The sequence below is a fragment of the Methylobacterium sp. Leaf465 genome, assembly GCF_001424705.1.
Lineage (GTDB): Bacteria > Pseudomonadota > Alphaproteobacteria > Rhizobiales > Beijerinckiaceae > Methylobacterium.
Window position 1 is genome coordinate 102,661 of record NZ_LMRA01000023.1, and the last position, 14,840, is coordinate 117,500.

The 14,840-nt window shown below is 71.6% G+C and carries 20 protein-coding genes; 7 read left to right on the forward strand and 13 right to left on the reverse strand.

What is annotated here, in order from left to right:
• The first annotated feature begins 136 nt into the window (after positions 1 to 136).
• The gene (locus tag ASG51_RS12690) at positions 137 to 367 is read left to right on the forward strand and encodes a tautomerase family protein (protein WP_056214407.1); all 231 of its coding nucleotides are present in this window, start codon (positions 137 to 139) and stop codon (positions 365 to 367) included.
• 10 nt (positions 368 to 377) lie between these two features.
• Here the strand turns inward: ASG51_RS12690 and ASG51_RS12695 are convergent, their stop codons facing one another.
• The 8 genes from ASG51_RS12695 to ASG51_RS12720 form a co-directional block, all read right to left on the reverse strand.
• On the reverse strand, positions 378 to 716 hold the full coding sequence (locus ASG51_RS12695) for a hypothetical protein (RefSeq protein ID WP_244479854.1): 339 nt from the start codon (positions 714 to 716) through the stop codon (positions 378 to 380).
• 198 nt (positions 717 to 914) lie between these two features.
• Entirely contained in the window at positions 915 to 1,073 is a 159-nt protein-coding gene (locus ASG51_RS24645; protein ID WP_200917592.1) for a hypothetical protein, read from the reverse strand.
• Between the two features lie 4 nt (positions 1,074 to 1,077).
• A complete protein-coding gene (locus ASG51_RS12700; RefSeq protein WP_056275174.1) occupies positions 1,078 to 1,341 on the reverse strand; it encodes a hypothetical protein in 264 nt (87 codons plus the stop codon).
• Positions 1,342 to 1,343: 2 nt separating this feature from the next.
• Positions 1,344 to 1,580 carry a hypothetical protein gene (locus ASG51_RS12705; protein ID WP_156389703.1) on the reverse strand — a complete coding sequence of 79 codons (237 nt, stop codon included), beginning with the start codon at positions 1,578 to 1,580 and terminating at the stop codon, positions 1,344 to 1,346.
• Between the two features lie 23 nt (positions 1,581 to 1,603).
• The gene (locus ASG51_RS12710) at positions 1,604 to 2,872 is read right to left on the reverse strand and encodes a DUF2254 domain-containing protein (protein WP_056381192.1); all 1,269 of its coding nucleotides are present in this window, start codon (positions 2,870 to 2,872) and stop codon (positions 1,604 to 1,606) included.
• Positions 2,873 to 3,078: 206 nt separating this feature from the next.
• Positions 3,079 to 4,056 (reverse strand): cysteine synthase A, encoded by a 978-nt coding sequence (cysK, locus tag ASG51_RS12715; RefSeq protein ID WP_056214417.1) that lies wholly within the window; start codon positions 4,054 to 4,056, stop codon positions 3,079 to 3,081.
• Between the two features lie 255 nt (positions 4,057 to 4,311).
• Positions 4,312 to 4,485 (reverse strand): hypothetical protein, encoded by a 174-nt coding sequence (locus ASG51_RS24190; RefSeq protein ID WP_156389704.1) that lies wholly within the window; start codon positions 4,483 to 4,485, stop codon positions 4,312 to 4,314.
• Positions 4,486 to 4,614: 129 nt separating this feature from the next.
• Positions 4,615 to 5,124, reverse strand: coding sequence for an META domain-containing protein (locus tag ASG51_RS12720; protein WP_056214419.1), 510 nt, complete (start codon positions 5,122 to 5,124; stop codon positions 4,615 to 4,617).
• A 285-nt stretch (positions 5,125 to 5,409) separates the two neighbouring features.
• Here ASG51_RS12720 and ASG51_RS12725 point away from each other — a divergent pair, with 285 nt between their 5' ends.
• The gene (locus ASG51_RS12725; protein WP_056214425.1) at positions 5,410 to 5,748 is read left to right on the forward strand and encodes a helix-turn-helix domain-containing protein; all 339 of its coding nucleotides are present in this window, start codon (positions 5,410 to 5,412) and stop codon (positions 5,746 to 5,748) included.
• Here the strand turns inward: ASG51_RS12725 and ASG51_RS12730 are convergent.
• Positions 5,745 to 6,968: an FAD-dependent oxidoreductase gene (locus ASG51_RS12730; protein WP_056381194.1), complete on the reverse strand. Its 1,224-nt coding sequence runs from the start codon at positions 6,966 to 6,968 to the stop codon at positions 5,745 to 5,747. The two genes, ASG51_RS12725 and ASG51_RS12730, sit on opposite strands and share 4 nt — an antisense overlap.
• Entirely contained in the window at positions 6,965 to 7,921 is a 957-nt protein-coding gene (locus ASG51_RS12735) for a LysR family transcriptional regulator (RefSeq protein ID WP_056214432.1), read from the reverse strand. Before ASG51_RS12735 ends, ASG51_RS12730 begins: the two co-directional genes overlap by 4 nt.
• A 307-nt stretch (positions 7,922 to 8,228) precedes the next feature.
• On the opposite strand from ASG51_RS12735, the gene ASG51_RS12740 reads away from it, so the two are divergent.
• The 4 genes from ASG51_RS12740 to ASG51_RS12755 are packed head-to-tail and all read left to right on the forward strand — an operon-like array spanning position 8,229 to position 11,644.
• Complete coding sequence (locus ASG51_RS12740) at positions 8,229 to 9,290, forward strand: class 1 fructose-bisphosphatase (RefSeq protein ID WP_200941344.1); 1,062 nt, start codon at positions 8,229 to 8,231, stop codon at positions 9,288 to 9,290.
• A 29-nt stretch (positions 9,291 to 9,319) separates the two neighbouring features.
• Complete coding sequence (locus ASG51_RS12745) at positions 9,320 to 10,180, forward strand: phosphoribulokinase (RefSeq protein WP_056214436.1); 861 nt, start codon at positions 9,320 to 9,322, stop codon at positions 10,178 to 10,180.
• Positions 10,181 to 10,211: 31 nt separating this feature from the next.
• The gene (gene rpe / locus ASG51_RS12750; RefSeq protein ID WP_056214440.1) at positions 10,212 to 10,898 is read left to right on the forward strand and encodes a ribulose-phosphate 3-epimerase; all 687 of its coding nucleotides are present in this window, start codon (positions 10,212 to 10,214) and stop codon (positions 10,896 to 10,898) included.
• Complete coding sequence (locus ASG51_RS12755; protein ID WP_056214443.1) at positions 10,892 to 11,644, forward strand: HAD-IA family hydrolase; 753 nt, start codon at positions 10,892 to 10,894, stop codon at positions 11,642 to 11,644. The genes rpe and ASG51_RS12755 overlap by 7 nt, the downstream gene beginning before the upstream one ends.
• Positions 11,645 to 11,653: 9 nt before the next feature.
• Here the strand turns inward: ASG51_RS12755 and ASG51_RS24650 are convergent, their stop codons facing one another.
• Positions 11,654 to 11,881, reverse strand: a complete 228-nt coding sequence (locus ASG51_RS24650; RefSeq protein WP_056352381.1) for a hypothetical protein — start codon at positions 11,879 to 11,881, stop codon at positions 11,654 to 11,656.
• Between the two features lie 214 nt (positions 11,882 to 12,095).
• Here ASG51_RS24650 and ASG51_RS12765 point away from each other — a divergent pair, with 214 nt between their 5' ends.
• Positions 12,096 to 12,842 carry a YebC/PmpR family DNA-binding transcriptional regulator gene (locus tag ASG51_RS12765; RefSeq protein ID WP_056214451.1) on the forward strand — a complete coding sequence of 249 codons (747 nt, stop codon included), beginning with the start codon at positions 12,096 to 12,098 and terminating at the stop codon, positions 12,840 to 12,842.
• 14 nt (positions 12,843 to 12,856) lie between these two features.
• Here ASG51_RS12765 and ASG51_RS12770 read toward each other — a convergent pair whose 3' ends face one another.
• Entirely contained in the window at positions 12,857 to 14,323 is a 1,467-nt protein-coding gene (locus ASG51_RS12770; RefSeq protein WP_056381195.1) for a methyl-accepting chemotaxis protein, read from the reverse strand.
• 49 nt (positions 14,324 to 14,372) lie between these two features.
• Positions 14,373 to 14,567 carry a hypothetical protein gene (locus tag ASG51_RS12775; RefSeq protein ID WP_056275182.1) on the reverse strand — a complete coding sequence of 65 codons (195 nt, stop codon included), beginning with the start codon at positions 14,565 to 14,567 and terminating at the stop codon, positions 14,373 to 14,375.
• Positions 14,568 to 14,840: the final 273 nt, after the last annotated feature.

A 14,840-nucleotide genomic window follows, 5' to 3' on the forward strand; every position in this document is an offset into this window, starting at 1 on the left:
GTCGATGCCGGACCTTCCGATCGGCACGAGGCCGCGGACGGGAGCATCCGGACCTTGTCCGCCCGCCCCCGTCCTGGCATGGACCCCGCGACGGGCGGTCTCCCGTCCGTCCAGCCGCCGTCAGGACCGAATCGCCATGCCGCACGTGACCGTGAAGATGTACCCGGGCAAGACCGACGCCGAGAAGACGGAGATGGCCGAGGCCATCGCGGCCGCCCTGATGGCCAGTGCCGGAACCGCCGAGCGGGCGATCTCGGTGTCGATCGAGGACGTGGCCCAGGCGGATTGGGAGGCGCAGGTCTACCGCCCCGAGATCGTCGGCCGGCCCGAGACCCTGTTCAAGAAGCCGGGCTACACCCTGCCCTGAGCCCCGGCCCTCATCCTTTCGATCCCTGGAACGGGCGCAGCAGCCACGCGAGGCGGCCGGCATCGTCGTCCCGGGCGTCCGGCGCCGGCCGGTCGGCCGACGGCTCGGAGGCCTTCGGCGCGCTGGCATCCTGCATGATCTGATCGAGGGGAGAGGGCAGCTCGGCGCCGTACTCGTTCAAGAGCAGGGCCGCATCGAGCAGGAAGCGGATCTGGTCGTCCGGGACGGGACGGCCCTGGATCTGCGCGTCGAGCACGGTCCGCGCGAAGAGGGCGGCCAGCCGCGACAGCTCGGGCAGCCGGTCGGGGGGCGCCCCGGCCCGGATCGATGACGCTGGAGCGGCACTCACCCGCAATCTCCCTGTCTGGATCGCGCGACCTCGACGCGCGTCGCGCATGTCAGGCCCTGTATACCGCGCGTTTCTCACCAGTTCGTTGAGTTCCGACGGCGGCATTTCCGCCGCGCCGGGCGACGAAGGCCCGAACCCAGGGGCCGGGTTCAGGCTCGCGCAGCGTCCGACCCAGGCCCGCCGGCCGGGGGACGTGTCCTAGCCGCCGCCAGGATCGGTCTCGCCGTCCGGCTGCGCACCGCCCTTCGGACCCTTTCCGGGCTTGCCGTCGGTCTTCTCGTTGGGATCCATCACCGCGTCCGGCGCCGTGTTGGCCGGCTTGTCCTTGGGCGGATCCTTGTCGTCGGAGCCTGTCATCGCGTCACTCCTCGGGGGTGGCAGGGGGGGAACGGGGCCGGTCGGACTGTCCGTCGGACGAACCGCCGGCCGGCGTGGGATTGCGCCCCTTCGGAGCGCCGTCCCAGGCGGCGTTGCGGGCCGTATCCGTCTGACCGCCGGGGCCCTGCCGGGTGATCGCGGCCTGATCGGCCGACTGGCCGCCGCCGGCGACGGCCGGGTCGCCGGGCTTTCCGACATCGGAATCGGGCTTGCGCGTGCCCACGATGGGGATGTGATCGTTCGGCATGCCTACGCCCCCGCATCCTGGCCGTTGGGCGCGGTGGCGCGGTCGATGGCCTCGCGGGCCGCGCCCGAGGTTTCGGTCTTCCGCGCGGCCGCGCCGATCTCCTCCAGGGTCGCGGGGGGCGCCTCGCCGCCCTGCACCGCAGGCTCGGATCCGGGGGGGGCGCCCTGCGTCGGCGTCCCGGCGTGGCGGTCGGCGTCCATCTCCTTCGGCGCGCTGCCCGCGCGCGGCTCGTCGGTCATGATGTCCTCCTGCTGTTGCAGGCTCAACCCGGCGCCGGCCCCGAGGTTGCTTCGCTCCAGGCGGCGCGGGCCTCGCGAAGGCGGGCCCGGTCGGCCTCGAGCGGCAGCGCCGCCTCGGCGCGCAGGAGAGCCAGGTCGGCCTGCGCGTGGGCGGCCGCCCGGACGGCCGGACTCCCGAGATCCGCGAGGGCGGCGAGGGCCTTCTGCAGCCGCAGGCCGATCGTCACGTCCGACGCGCCGTCGCGGGCGATGGGGTCGAAGGCATCCGCGAGAAGGTCGTCGGCGCCGAGGCCGGGCACGCGCAGATGCGGATAGACCCGCGCCTCGGGCGCGAGGGCGCGGCGCGCGTCCCAGAGGCCGAGCACGCGCACCAGGGTGCCGATGACAGCGACGGCCGTCCCGGGATCGTTGACCGCCGGCGACAGGGCGCGCTGGGCCACCTCCGCGAGGACGATGAGCCCGAAGCGCGGATCGTCGTCGAAGCTGCGCCGGTCGCCGACGACGAAGGCCTCGGTGATCCGGTCCCGCAGGCCGTCGTCGACGGCGCCATCGACCGCCACCAGGAGGCGTCCGGGGTGGACGAAGGCGCCCGGCAGGGCCGCCAGGTGGAGGGTGAGGCCGTGGGCCCCGGCCAGCGCGTCGAGCCGGGCCGCATCGACGTGCTGGACGTAGCCCGTCGCTGCGGCGGCGATCCGGGTCGCGCCGGGCGGTGCCGGCTGCCAGGGCAGGCCGCCGAGATGGGGCGCCGCGGCGCGCCGCCCCAGGGCATCGCCGGCCGCGGCCTCGATGGCGCCGATGGTCTCGCCGACCCGGCCGAGATGCGACAGGGTGTCGATCCAGCGCACCAGCGTCGCCACCACGCTGACGAGGACCAGCAGGGTCAGGCCGAACAGGATCACCCGTCCCTGGCTGCCGTAGACATGGGTCTTGAGGGCGATGAGGCCGACGACGCTGTAGACGAAGGCGCCGATGAAGCTCGCGACGGCCGTTTGCGCACGGGTGTCGCGCATCAGCAGGGTCACGGCGCGGGGCGTCACGGTGTTGGTGGCCCCGCCATAGGCCTGCACGATGGTGGAGAGCGAGAACGTCGCCACCGGCAGCATGCTGGTCGCCAGGACGGAGAGGATCTGGTCGACGGCGTCCGCACCGATCGAGGCGCCGAGGTCCGCCGGCACCATCGGCGCCAGGACGGCCGAGACCAGGGCGGCCCCGACGCCGCCGACGCTGAAGGCGCCGACGCGGATGAAGGGGCGCCGCCCCCAGCGGCGGAGGGCATAGAGGGCGGTGGACATGACGGCGGCTCTCGGGCGAGCCTCGCGGGGCAGGGCTCGCGAGCCGGATACGCGACCTTCGGGCGCTCCGGGAGCGAGGCCCGGAGCGCCCGTGCGGTTCTGATCCCAAATCCGCTTGATCCCCACGGGATGGCGGACTTGGGCTCCGATCAAGCGCCGCGCCGGTTCGACGATCCGGGCACCGCTTCGATCGAGCGGACCCCGTATCAGAGGCCGTCGAACAGGGCCGAGGAGATGTACCGCTCGGCGAAGGAGCAGGCGACGGTGACGATGCGCTTGCCGCGGAAATCGGGGCGTGCGGCGAGCTTCAGGGCCGCGGCCACGTTGCCGCCGGTGGAGATGCCGCCGGGAATGCCCTCGAGACGCGACAGCTGACGCGCGGTGTCGAAGGCCTCCTGGTTCGAGACCGTGATGACCTCGTCGATGATCGATTTGTCGAGGTTGTCGGGGATGAAGCCGGCGCCGATGCCCTGGATCTTGTGGGGCCCGGGCTGGCCGCCGGAGATGACCGGCGAGTCGGTGGGCTCGACGGCGACGATCTTCAGGCCGGGCAGGCGCGGCTTCAGGACCGAGCCGACACCCGTGATGGTGCCGCCCGTGCCGACGCCGGCAACGAAGGCGTCGAGATGGCCCTGGGTGTCGTTCCAGATCTCCTCGGCCGTCGTCTTGCGGTGGATCTCGGGGTTGGCCGGGTTCGAGAACTGCTGGGGCATGATCGCGCCCGGGATCTCGTTGAGGAGTTCCTCGGCCTTGGCGATGGCGCCCTTCATGCCCTGCGGGCCGGGGGTCAGGGCGAGCTCGGCGCCCAGGAAGGCCAGCATCTTGCGGCGCTCCAGCGACATGGTCTCGGGCATGACCAGGATGAGGCGGTAGCCGCGCGCGGCCGCCACGAAGGCGAGGGCGATGCCGGTGTTGCCGGAGGTCGGCTCCACCAGCGTGCCGCCGGGCTTCAGCTTGCCGGAGGCCTCGAGGGCGTCGATCATGTTGACGCCGATGCGGTCCTTCACGCTCGCGATCGGGTTGAAGAACTCGAGCTTGAGCAGGATCTCGGCATCGACCCCGTGCTCCTTGGTGATCCGGTTGAGACGGACCAGGGGCGTGTTGCCGATGGTCTCGGTGATCGAGCCGAAGATGTGGCCGTGGCCCGGCGTGCGGGGCGAGGCGGGGCTCTGGGACTCGGCCATAGATCTCTCCTGAACAGCGTGCGGATTGCGTCCCGGAGGCCGGCGCAAGGGCGTGCCGGATCCCGCCTGGAACGAACTCAGGGCCGGGAGATATCGTGTCGTTTCTGTCGAGGCAATCGACAAAGACCCGAGATCAAAGACAATCCTTCTCCGTCGGCAACGAAGCTGCCGACTTGGAGTAGTCTTCACCTGCGGTGGTCGAGAAATGGAGAAGTTATTTCTTCGTCCGGCGATCTGACGGGCGCGCGGCCGGGATCAGTGCGTCAACAGCGCGGCGCAGAGCATCACCATCGTGGCGACGACCGGGCTGGCGGTGACGATCATCGCGGCGCCCGCATGGAGCCCCTGGGGCCAGGTGTAGCGGGTCTCCTCGCGCAGCCCGGGCCGGAGGCCGTTGCTGCCGGTGGTCCATTCCACCCTGGTGCCCATCGCGTTCTCCCCATCCGCCGAAACGCTCGGCGGCCGGGCTCAGGAGGCACGGTGGGGCTTGAAGGGCGGGTAAATCCGCGGCCGCGACCGCGGATCGTCGTCAATGGAAGCTTAAAACCGTCGGACGGCTCAGAGGGCGCGGTCGAAGCGCAGCTCGCCCTTCTGGCTCTTGATCACCAGCTGAGATCCGACCAGGTCCCACTGCCCGGCGGTGCGCAGGGCGATGAAGAAGTCCTGCTCGCTGGCGCCGAGGCCCTTGTCGCAGGGCTTCTTGGTCAGGGCGAGCGGGCCGACCGCGAGGTGCTGCTCCTTGAGCGGGAAGGCGGTGGCCGCGAAGGTGTTGCAGCCGCCGTAGCCGCGGGCCCGGTACTGCTTGTCGATGGTGAAGCTCGGGCGGTCGTTGCCGCCGAAGGGCTTGCCGTTCAGGCTCACCGCCGTCCAGGTGGCATCGAGGGGGAAGATCTTTTCCTGGGGCTTGGCCGCCGGAACGTACTGCTTCTTCTCGGGCTTCTCGCGGCCCTCGCGGCCGAAGCCCGTGACGTTGTTCCCCATCTGGGCGGTCGCCGCCGTGGTCATGGCTCCCGTCATGGCCCCGGCCGCGATGGCGCCGGCCACCATGGCGATTCGGATCGCTCTCATCGTCTGGCCCCCTCACAAGCGCGCTTCGCGTCGCGTCGAACGTTGCAACCCTGCCGGCCTGTCTCGGCGCTCGGCGCGGCTGTTGCGCACGGAACCGCTCAGAACAGGACGGGCCCTGCGGCCAATCGGATAAGATTCCAGCACAAATATGGTCAAGGCCGCGGGCCCGGGATTCGACGGGACGCCGCCGCGATCCCCCGTTAACCGGCCGGCGGACCGGTTTGCGTTGAACGAACCGGCCGGGTTTCCGTTGACCGGCAGAGCATAGAGCAGGGAGTTGATGCGGTGACGGGATCGGACGAGGGAACCCCAAGCGGATTGCAGCCCGAGGCCGCGGGTCCGAACACCATCACCCCGGCGCAGTCGCGGGCGGCCCGCGCCCTTCTGAACTGGTCGGAGGCCGATCTCGCGGGCCGGCTCGGGCTCGGAGCGGATTTCGTGCGCGACTTCGAATCGGGCGGCCGGGAGCAGCCCTCCGGCCAGATCGAGGCCCTGCGCAGCACGTTCATGACCCATGGCGTGGTGTTCAGCCAGGAGGGTGGGTCGGACGGGGTCCGCCTCAGCGGGCAGGGACGCGGCGAGGGTACGCGGCTGGACGCCCTCAACACCGAGAACGACCGTTAGGCGCCCTTGACGAGCGCCTTGAGGTCCCGGGCCGGATCGGCGGCCGCCTCCGGCGTCAGCGGAAGGCCGAGGCCCAGGATGCGCCGGGCCGCCATGTGGTCGGCGGGCCGGTCCACGGTCTCGACGCCGCTCAAGTGCCCGTCGCGGAAGCGGAACACCGACAGGCCGCCCTCGGTGGGGCGGACGACGCTGGCATCGTCGGGCCGGGTCAGGCCGGCGATCTGCAGCTTGTGCGGGCCCTGGTCGCTCCAGAACCAGGGCACGGCCGCGTAGGCGACCGGGCGTCCGTTGAGCCGGGCGGCGAGGCACCGGCCCTGATCCACGGCGTTCTGCACCGATTCGATGCGCACGGGCTGCCCGTCCGCGAAGCGGCTCGGCACGCGGGCGCAGTCGCCCAGGGCCGAGATCGCCGGATCGGAGGTCGCCAGGAAGGGGTCGGCGTGGATCCCGTCGCCGACGGCGAGGCCCGCCGCTTCGGCGAGGTCCTGGTTCGGGACGACGCCGATGCCGACGAGGACGAGATCGGCATCGATCGCCGATCCGTCGGCGAGCCGGACCCGGGCCACGCGGCCCGCCTCGGCCTCCAGCGCCTGGACCCCGGCCCCGAACGCGAAGGTGACGCCGGCAGCGGTGTGCGCCTGCGTGAAGAACCCGGCGGTCTCGGCCGAGACCGCCCGGGCCATGGGCCGGTCCGCGGCCTCGATCACCGTCACGGGGCGGCCGGATCCGGCGCAGAGGCCGGCAAATTCCAGCCCGATGAAACCGGCGCCCACGATGGCGATGGCGCGCGCGGCCCCGCGGGCGGCCTTCAGCGCATCGGCGTCGGCCAGGGAGCGCAACTGGTGCACCCCCGGCAGGTCGGCGCCCGGCACCGGCAGCCTCCGGTTGCGTGCGCCGGTGGCCAGGACGAGGTGATCGTAGGCCAGGGTGGCGCCGTCGCTGAGGCGCACCTGCCGGGCCGCCCGGTCGATCGCCGTGGCGGACACGCCGGATCGGCGCTCGATGCGGTGCTCGTCGAAGTAGGCGGCGGGTCGCAGGCACAGGCCGACCGCATCGGTCTTGCCGGCGAGGTAGGCCTTCGACAGGGGCGGCCGCTGATAGGGCAGGCCCTCGTCGCCCAGGAGCGTGACGGGATCGGTGAAGCCCGCCTCGCGCAGGGAGGCCGCGACCTGGAAGCCGGCCTGGCCGGCGCCGACGATGACGACACCGGCCGCGCTCATGCCTCGAACTCCGCGGTGACGGGGGAGGGGTTCGGCGACAGCCGGAGCTGGGGCAGCCAGCGCCCGCCATCCTGGGCGATGTAGTCCCAGAAGGCCGCCGCCGCCGGCCCGAGCACCTTGTCGGCCCGGCGCACCGCGTACCAGTCGCGCCGGATCGGAAGGCCCTGGACGTCGAGGACCGCGAGGCGCCCGCTCTCGAGCTCGGCCGCCACCGTGTGGGCGGAGATGAGGGCGATGCCGAGCCCCGCCATCACCGCCTGCTTGATGGTCTCGTTCGAGCCGGAATCGATGCCGAGCCGCGCCCGCTTGATCATGACCCCGGCCATGAACTCCTCGAACACCGTGCGCGTGCCCGAGCCCTCCTCGCGGACCAGGAACGATTCCTGGGCGAGTTCGGCCCGGGTCAGCCCGGTTCGGCCCACGAGGGGGTGATGCGGACCGGCGATGATCACGATGGGGTGCGGGCCGAAGATCTCGGCCTCGATGGCGAAATCCCGGGGCGGACGCCCCATGATGGCGAAATCGATCTCGTAGTTGCGCAGCGCCTCGACCATGTTGCCGCGGTTTCCCACCGTGAGGTTAATCTCCACCGCCGGGTGCAGCCCGATGAAGCCCGCGATCACGCCCGGGGCGAAGTACTTGGCCGTGGAGACCACGCCCATCGCCACGCGACCGCTGCTGCCGCCCTTCAGGGTTTCCAGGCGGTCGGCACAGGTCTCCAGCACCGTGTTGATGCTGTTGATCGCCCAGAGCATTTCGCGGCCCGCATCCGTGGGTTTCAGCCCGGTGGGCGTCCGGTCGAACAGCATGAGGCCCGCCTCCTCCTCCAATTGGCGGATGCGGGCGTAGAGCGCGGCCGAAGTGACGTTGAGCTCCTGGGCGGCGCGCGTCATGGTGCCGAGGCGGGCGACGGCGGCGACCGCCTGGAGCTGTTTGAGAGAGAGGTTGCGCATCAGGCTTTTCTAGTTTTTTTGGAATCGCTCGCAAGTTTTTTCAGAATTCTTTCGGTGATACCATAGGGGCCTGCGCGGCATGGATGCGCCGCGGGCACTGGTGCCCGCGGGGGCACTCGTGCCAAGGGCAGGATGCGAGGGCGGGTCGGTCCCGGGCGGCGCTCCGACCTGAGACGTCACGGTCGGGCAGGCCGAACCTCCGGGACGGCAAGGCGGCCGGCAGCCGAGACGGCTCGGGCAATCAAGTCGACCCGGGCAGTCAAGTCGGCCGGACCCCCGGCCAGGAATGGAAGAAGGACGGACATTCATGTCGACGGTGTCTCTGGAGTTCGGGTCCACCCTGGCGGACTGCCTCGCGAAGACCGTGGCGGCCGATGGGCGGCTCGCCGACGCGGCGGCCGTGATCGCGGCCTGCGCCGAAGCGGCGGTCGATGTCAGCGAGGTGATCGGCCGGGGCATGCTCGGCGGTGCCGACCTCGCCGCCACCGGCGACCACAACAGCGACGGCGACGTCCAGAAGGCCCTCGACGTCCTCGCGCACGAGCGCTTCACGGAAGCCCTGCGCGGCGCCCCCGTGGCGGTGGTGGCCTCGGAGGAGGCCGAGGGCATGATGCCGCTCAATCCCGGCGCCCCCCTCGCGGTGGCGATCGATCCCCTCGACGGCTCGTCGAACATCGGCGTGAACATGGCGGTGGGCTCGATCTTCGGCATCCGCCCGGTCGTGGCCGGTGCCGCGGACTCGATCGCCGCCTTCACCACCCCGGGCTCCGAGCAGATCGCCGCCGGCTTCGTCACCTACGGGCCCGCCACCTCCCTGGTGATCACCCTCGGCCACGGCACCCAGATCTACACCCTGGACCGGGCGACGCGGACCTTCCGCCTCACGCATCCGCGCATCGAGGTGGTGGCCGCGGCCAAGGAATACGCGATCAACGCCTCGAACGCCCGGAACTGGGACGGCCCGGTGAAGGCCTATATCGAGGATTGCCTGCGCGGCTCCGAAGGCCCGCTGGACAAGGACTTCAACATGCGCTGGCTCGGCTCGCTGGTGGCGGACGCCCAGCGCGTGCTCCTGCGCGGCGGCGTGTTCCTCTATCCGGGAGACAACCGGAAGGGCTACGCGCAGGGCCGCCTGCGCCTCCTCTACGAGGCCGCCCCGATCGCCATGCTGATGGAGCAGGCGGGGGCCGGGGCCATCGACGGCGAGCGTCGGATCCTCGACATCCGCGCCACCGGCATCCACGAGCGCGTGCCGCTGATCTTCGGCTCCCTCGACGAGGTCGCCTGCGTGGCCAAGTACTTCGATGGCCGCAACGCCGCCGCCGGTCGCTCGCCCCTGTTCGGGCAGCGCGGCCTGATGCGCAGCTAGCGCGCCCGCACGGGACAGCACGCACACAGATGTCGGCGCGTCACCCCATCATCTCGGTCACCGGCTCCTCGGGGGCCGGGACCACCTCGGTCCGCAACACCTTCGAGCAGATCTTCCGCCGCGAGGACGTGAGCGCGGTCTACATCGAGGGCGATGCGTTTCACGCCTACGATCGCGACACCATGCGCCGCATGATGGTCGCGGAGCCGAACCTCAGCCACTTCGCGCCGCGCGCCAATCTCCTGCCGGAGCTGGAGGAGGTCTTCCGCACCTACGGCGAATCCGGGGGCGGCCGCACCCGGCACTACGCCCACGATGCGGCGGACGCGGCGCTCTACGGCACCGAGCCCGGCACCTTCACGGACTGGGAGGCGTTCGCGCCGGGATCCGACCTGCTGTTCTACGAGGGCCTGCACGGCTGCGTCGTCGACGACAACGTCGACATGGCCCGCTACGCCGACCTGAAGATCGGCGTGGTGCCGGTGATCAATCTCGAGTGGATCCAGAAGCTGCACCGGGACCGCTCGTTCCGGGGCTATTCCACCGAGGCCGTCACCGACGTGATCCTGCGGCGGATGCCCGACTACGTGCAGACCATCTGCCCGCAATTCACCTGGACCGACATCAACTTCCAGCGGGTGCCGACGGTGGACACCTCGAACCCCTTCATCGCCCGCTGGATCCCGACGGCCGACGAATCGCTGGTGGTGATCCGCTTCAAGGACCCCAAGGGCATCGACTTCTCCTACCTGATCTCGATGATCCAGGGCTCCTTCATGAGCCGCGCCAATTCGATCGTCATCCCGGGCGGCAAGCTCGACCTTGCCATGCAGCTCATCCTGACCCCGATCATCATGCAGCTCGTCGAGCGCAAGCGCCGCATGGCCTGAGCGCGGTCACGAGGCTCCGGAGGAACCCACCATGAACGGCCCGATCATCTCGCCCTCGATCCTCTCGGCGGATTTCGCCGCGCTCGGCGAGGAGGTGCGCGCGGTGTCCGAGGCCGGGGCCGACTGGATCCACCTCGACGTGATGGACGGACACTTCGTGCCCAACCTCACCTTCGGCCCGGCGGTGATCAAGGCCCTGCGGCCGCACTCGACCAAGCCCTTCGACGTGCACCTGATGATCGCCCCGGCCGATCCCTACCTCGCGGCCTTCGCGGAGGCCGGCGCCGATGCGATCTCGGTGCATGTGGAGGCCGGCCCGCACATCCACCGCTCGCTCCAGGCGATCCGGGATCTGGGCAAGCGCGCCGGCATCGCCCTCAATCCGGGGACGCCGGCCTCGGCGATCGAGCCGCTCCTCGACCTCGTCGACCTCGTCCTGGTGATGACGGTCAATCCGGGCTTCGGCGGCCAGAGCTTCATTCCCTCGACCCTGGAGACCATCCGGCGGATCCGGGCGATGACCGCCGGCCGCGCGATCGACATCGAGGTCGACGGCGGCATCGGCCCCGAGACCGTGGCCCTGGCCGCCCGCGCGGGCGCCAACGCCTTCGTGGCCGGCAATGCCGTGTTCAAGGGCGGGCCGGCCGGCTACGCGGACCGGATCGCGGCGATCCGCGCGGGCGCTGCGGCGGTCGGGGGCGGTCCCCTCTCATGCTGAGGGCGCTGATCTTCGACGTCGACGGGACGCTCGCCGAGACGGAGGACCTCCACCGGCAGGCCTTCAACGGCGCCTTCGCGGATCTCGGCCTGCCCTGGTCCTGGTCCCCGGCCCGCTACGCCGATCTTCTGACGGTGATGGGCGGCAAGGAACGCCTGCGCCACTACGTCGAGACCGAGCACGCCGACGCGGTCGAGACCCTGCGCCCGCGCCTGGGCGACATCCACGACCGCAAGACCCGGCGCTATGGCGACCTCGTGGAGGGCGGCAGCCTCGCCCTGCGCCCCGGGGTGGGCCGCCTGATCGCGGAGGCGCGGGCGGCCGGGCTCAAGCTCGCGGTGGCCAGCACGACGAGCCGACCCAACGTCGACACCCTGCTGCGGATCAACTTTCCCGCGGGCGACGTCCCCTTCGACGTCATCGCCTGCGGCGACGAGGCGCCGCGCAAGAAGCCGGCCCCCGACGTCTTCGATCTCGCGCTCGCGCGCCTCGAGGTCTCGGCCTCGGAGGCGATCGCCTTCGAGGATTCCGCCGCCGGCATCCGCTCTGCCCTCGATGCCGGATTGCCGGTGATCGCCACGCGCAGCCGCTACACCGAGAGCCACCGCCTCGACGGGGCGTTCTCGGCGGTCTCCGATCTCGGCGAGCCCGGCGCACCCCACCGGCACCTGTCCGGATATGCCTGGCCGGACGGCGTCGTGACCGTGGCCGCCCTGCGCGACTGGCACGCGCGGGTCACCGGCTGAGAGCGGACGTCAGGGCCCGGGGCGCCGCGTCCCGCCGCGTCCGGGCGGCGCGCCCTCGGCGCGGGTCGGAAACAGCATCGCGCCGGCGACGATCCCGAGCGCGCCCGCGAGGCCGAGCTTGAGCCAGCGCTGTGTCGTCGGCGCGTCCCGATGGGTCTGCGCGTCCGGCCCGGGCCGGGCGCGGAAATCCCTGCCGGAGCTTTCGGGCCGTGCCCGATCGATGGCCTGCTGTGTCATCGCCCCAGGATAGTCCCTGTCCGCCGGATAGCCATGGGGGATACCGCCCGCGGTCGCGCACGCTGCGGCGCAGCGTTGTCAGGGGTGCGGCCCGCGGCCTATAAGCCGGCCAACCCCGTTTCCGTCCGGCATCGCGGACCCGCCGCCCCGGCACATGGCCCCGGCACCTGGCCCCCGCGATCCGGTCTCGTTCCTACCAGTCTAGGGTCACGTCATGGCCGGCCATTCCCAGTTCAAGAACATCATGCACCGGAAGGGCCGCGTCGACGCGGTCCGCTCGAAGCTGTTCGGCAAGCTCGCCCGCGAGATCACCGTCGCGGCCAAGCTCGGGCTGCCGGACCCGGCGATGAATGCGCGTCTGCGCGCCGCCATCATCGCGGCCCGCGCCGAGAACGTGCCCAAGGACAACATCGAGCGCGCGATCAAGAAGGCGCAGGGGGCCGATGCGGAGAGCTACGACGAGATCCGCTACGAGGGCTACGGCCCCGGCGGCGCCGCCCTGATCGTCGAGGCGCAGACCGACAACCGCAACCGCACGGCCAGCGACGTGCGCTCGGCCTTCACGAAGTCGGGCGGCAGCCTGGCGGAGACGGGCGCCGTCTCCTTCATGTTCGACCATGTCGGCGTGGTGGAGTTCGACGCCAAGGTGGCGGATGCCGACACCATGCTGGAGGCCGCCATCGAGGCCGGCGCCGACGACGTGCGCTCGGACGAATCCGGCCACGAGATCACCTGCGCGCAGGAGGCCTACGGCGAGGTCTCGAAGGCCCTGGAGGCCCGCTTCGGCGAGCCGCGCCGCACGGCCCTCGTGTGGAAGGCGCAGAACACCATCGAGGTCGACGACGAGACCGGCGAGAAGCTGATCCGCCTCGTCGAGGTGATCGAGGACCAGGACGACGTCCAGAACGTCTTCGTGAACTTCGCGCTCTCGGACGCCCTGATGGAGAAGCTCCAGGGCTGATCGAAGCCGGCCCGTCAGGCGGCCTTCAGGGTTTCGAGGATGCGGTTCACCTCGGTGCCGAGCTGATCGGCCTCCTGCGCCAGCGCGGAGGCCGAGACGAGAACCGAGGCGGCCGCGGCACTCGTCGCTTCGGCCGACTGGGCGACGCCCCCGATGGTGTCGGTGATCGCCCCCGTGCCGGTCGCCGCCGCGCCCACGTTGCGGATGATCTCCCGGGTCGCGGAGCCCTGCTGGTCCACCGCCGCCGCGATGGCGTCCGCGGTCCGGCTCATGGTGCGGATCTGCGCGGCGATGGCCTCGATGGCCGTCACCGCCTCGCCGGTCGTCCCCTGGATCGCGTGGATCTGCTGCGTGATCTCCTCTGTCGCCCGGGCGGTCTGGCTGGCGAGTTCCTTGACCTCGGCCGCCACAACGGCGAAGCCGCGACCGGCCTCGCCGGCCCGCGCCGCCTCGATCGTCGCGTTGAGGGCGAGCAGGTTGGTCTGGCCGGCGATGCCCGAGATCAGGCCGACGACGTCCCCGATCCGGGCCGCGCCCGTGCTCAGGGCGTGAACCAGGCGGCCGGTGGCATCGGCCTGCCCCACCGCCCCCTGGGCCATCCGGGCCGAATCCGCGACCTGCCGGCCGATCTCCGCGACGGTGGCGCCGAGTTCCTCGGCCGCACCGGCCACCCGACCGACATTCTGCGCGGCCATCTCGGCGGCGCCGACCACGGACCCGGCGCGCCCCGCCGTGCCCTCTGCCGTTCCCGTCATGGTCTGCGCGCTGCCCTGCAGCGCCCCCGCCGCCTGCGTGACCCGGCTCAGGATGCCGCTCACCGTCGACTCGAAGGACCGGGCGGTCTGCCGCAGGGCGGCCCTGCGCTGCGCATCGGCGCCCGCCCGCGCCAGCGCGGTCTCCGATTCCAGAGCCTGCATGCGCTCCATCTGGGCGCGGATGGCGCCCTCGGAGGCCGCCTGCGCCGCGAAGGCCGTCGCGAGGGTGCGGGCGACCCAGGCCAGCACGCCCGTTTCGAGGATCAGGATGACCGCGTGCAGCATCACGCGGGCGAGGTCCGAGCGCTGGGCGGCGCCGGAGAAGATCAGGGCCGGCATCGCGAGGTTCAGGGTGAGGTGGTGCCCGGCGACGGCGGCGGCGCAGGCCACCAGGATGGTCCAGTCGCACCAGGCGACGCTCACCGCCAGGCCGGCGAAGAAATACATGTGCAGGTCGACCTGCCACGGATGCCCGGCGAAGGCCGAGAGCAGGATCGCGGCCATGCCGATCAGGGACAGGCTGCTCACCAGCCGGGTCGCCGGGCCGATGGCGGAGCGCCGCCACATCAGCGTGCTGAGGCCGGCGAGGCCGCCGGCGACCGACACCGGCACCAGCATCGGATTCCCGGCGATCCAGGCCGCGAGCACGACGATCGGCAGGTGCAGCCAGAGGAGGCCGATGAGGAAGCGGCCGAAACGCTGCCGAAGGGTGTCGAGGGTCGTCATCGCCGGGTCGGATCCAGAGGGGAGCGTCGGGGTCTTCGGGTCGGAGCGATCAGGTTCGCGAGGCGGGCGTGCAGCCCGTCGCGAACCGGGCGTCGGGGACGAGCCGGGCTCCGGACGCGTCGAGCCGGGAGACGCGGTCGGAGGATCCGGCGCGCGCCGCCAGGCCGGCCGGCAGGATCGGGGTCGCGAGGATCGCCACGGGTCCGCGGAGCCGGTTCGGGCGATGGGCCTGGGCGTCGATCACGAGGAAACCCGTCCGCCTGAATGGTGTCCTGTGAGAATACGGGCGAACAGTCTAAGGAGCGGTTACAGGTCCGTCTGGGATCGGGGAGGTCCCCGCGCCGGTCTGCCTGTCTCGTCCGATCGATCCGCGTCCTTCGTAACGACCGCCCCGCGCGGACGCATCGCGTCCGTTTGGTCCGACGCGAGGTCCGGATTTCCTTGCGACGGGTTTGTTCGGTCCGTCGCGCCACCGCGGCCGCCATCGCCGCGGCGCGGATTGGCATAACGCTCCGTT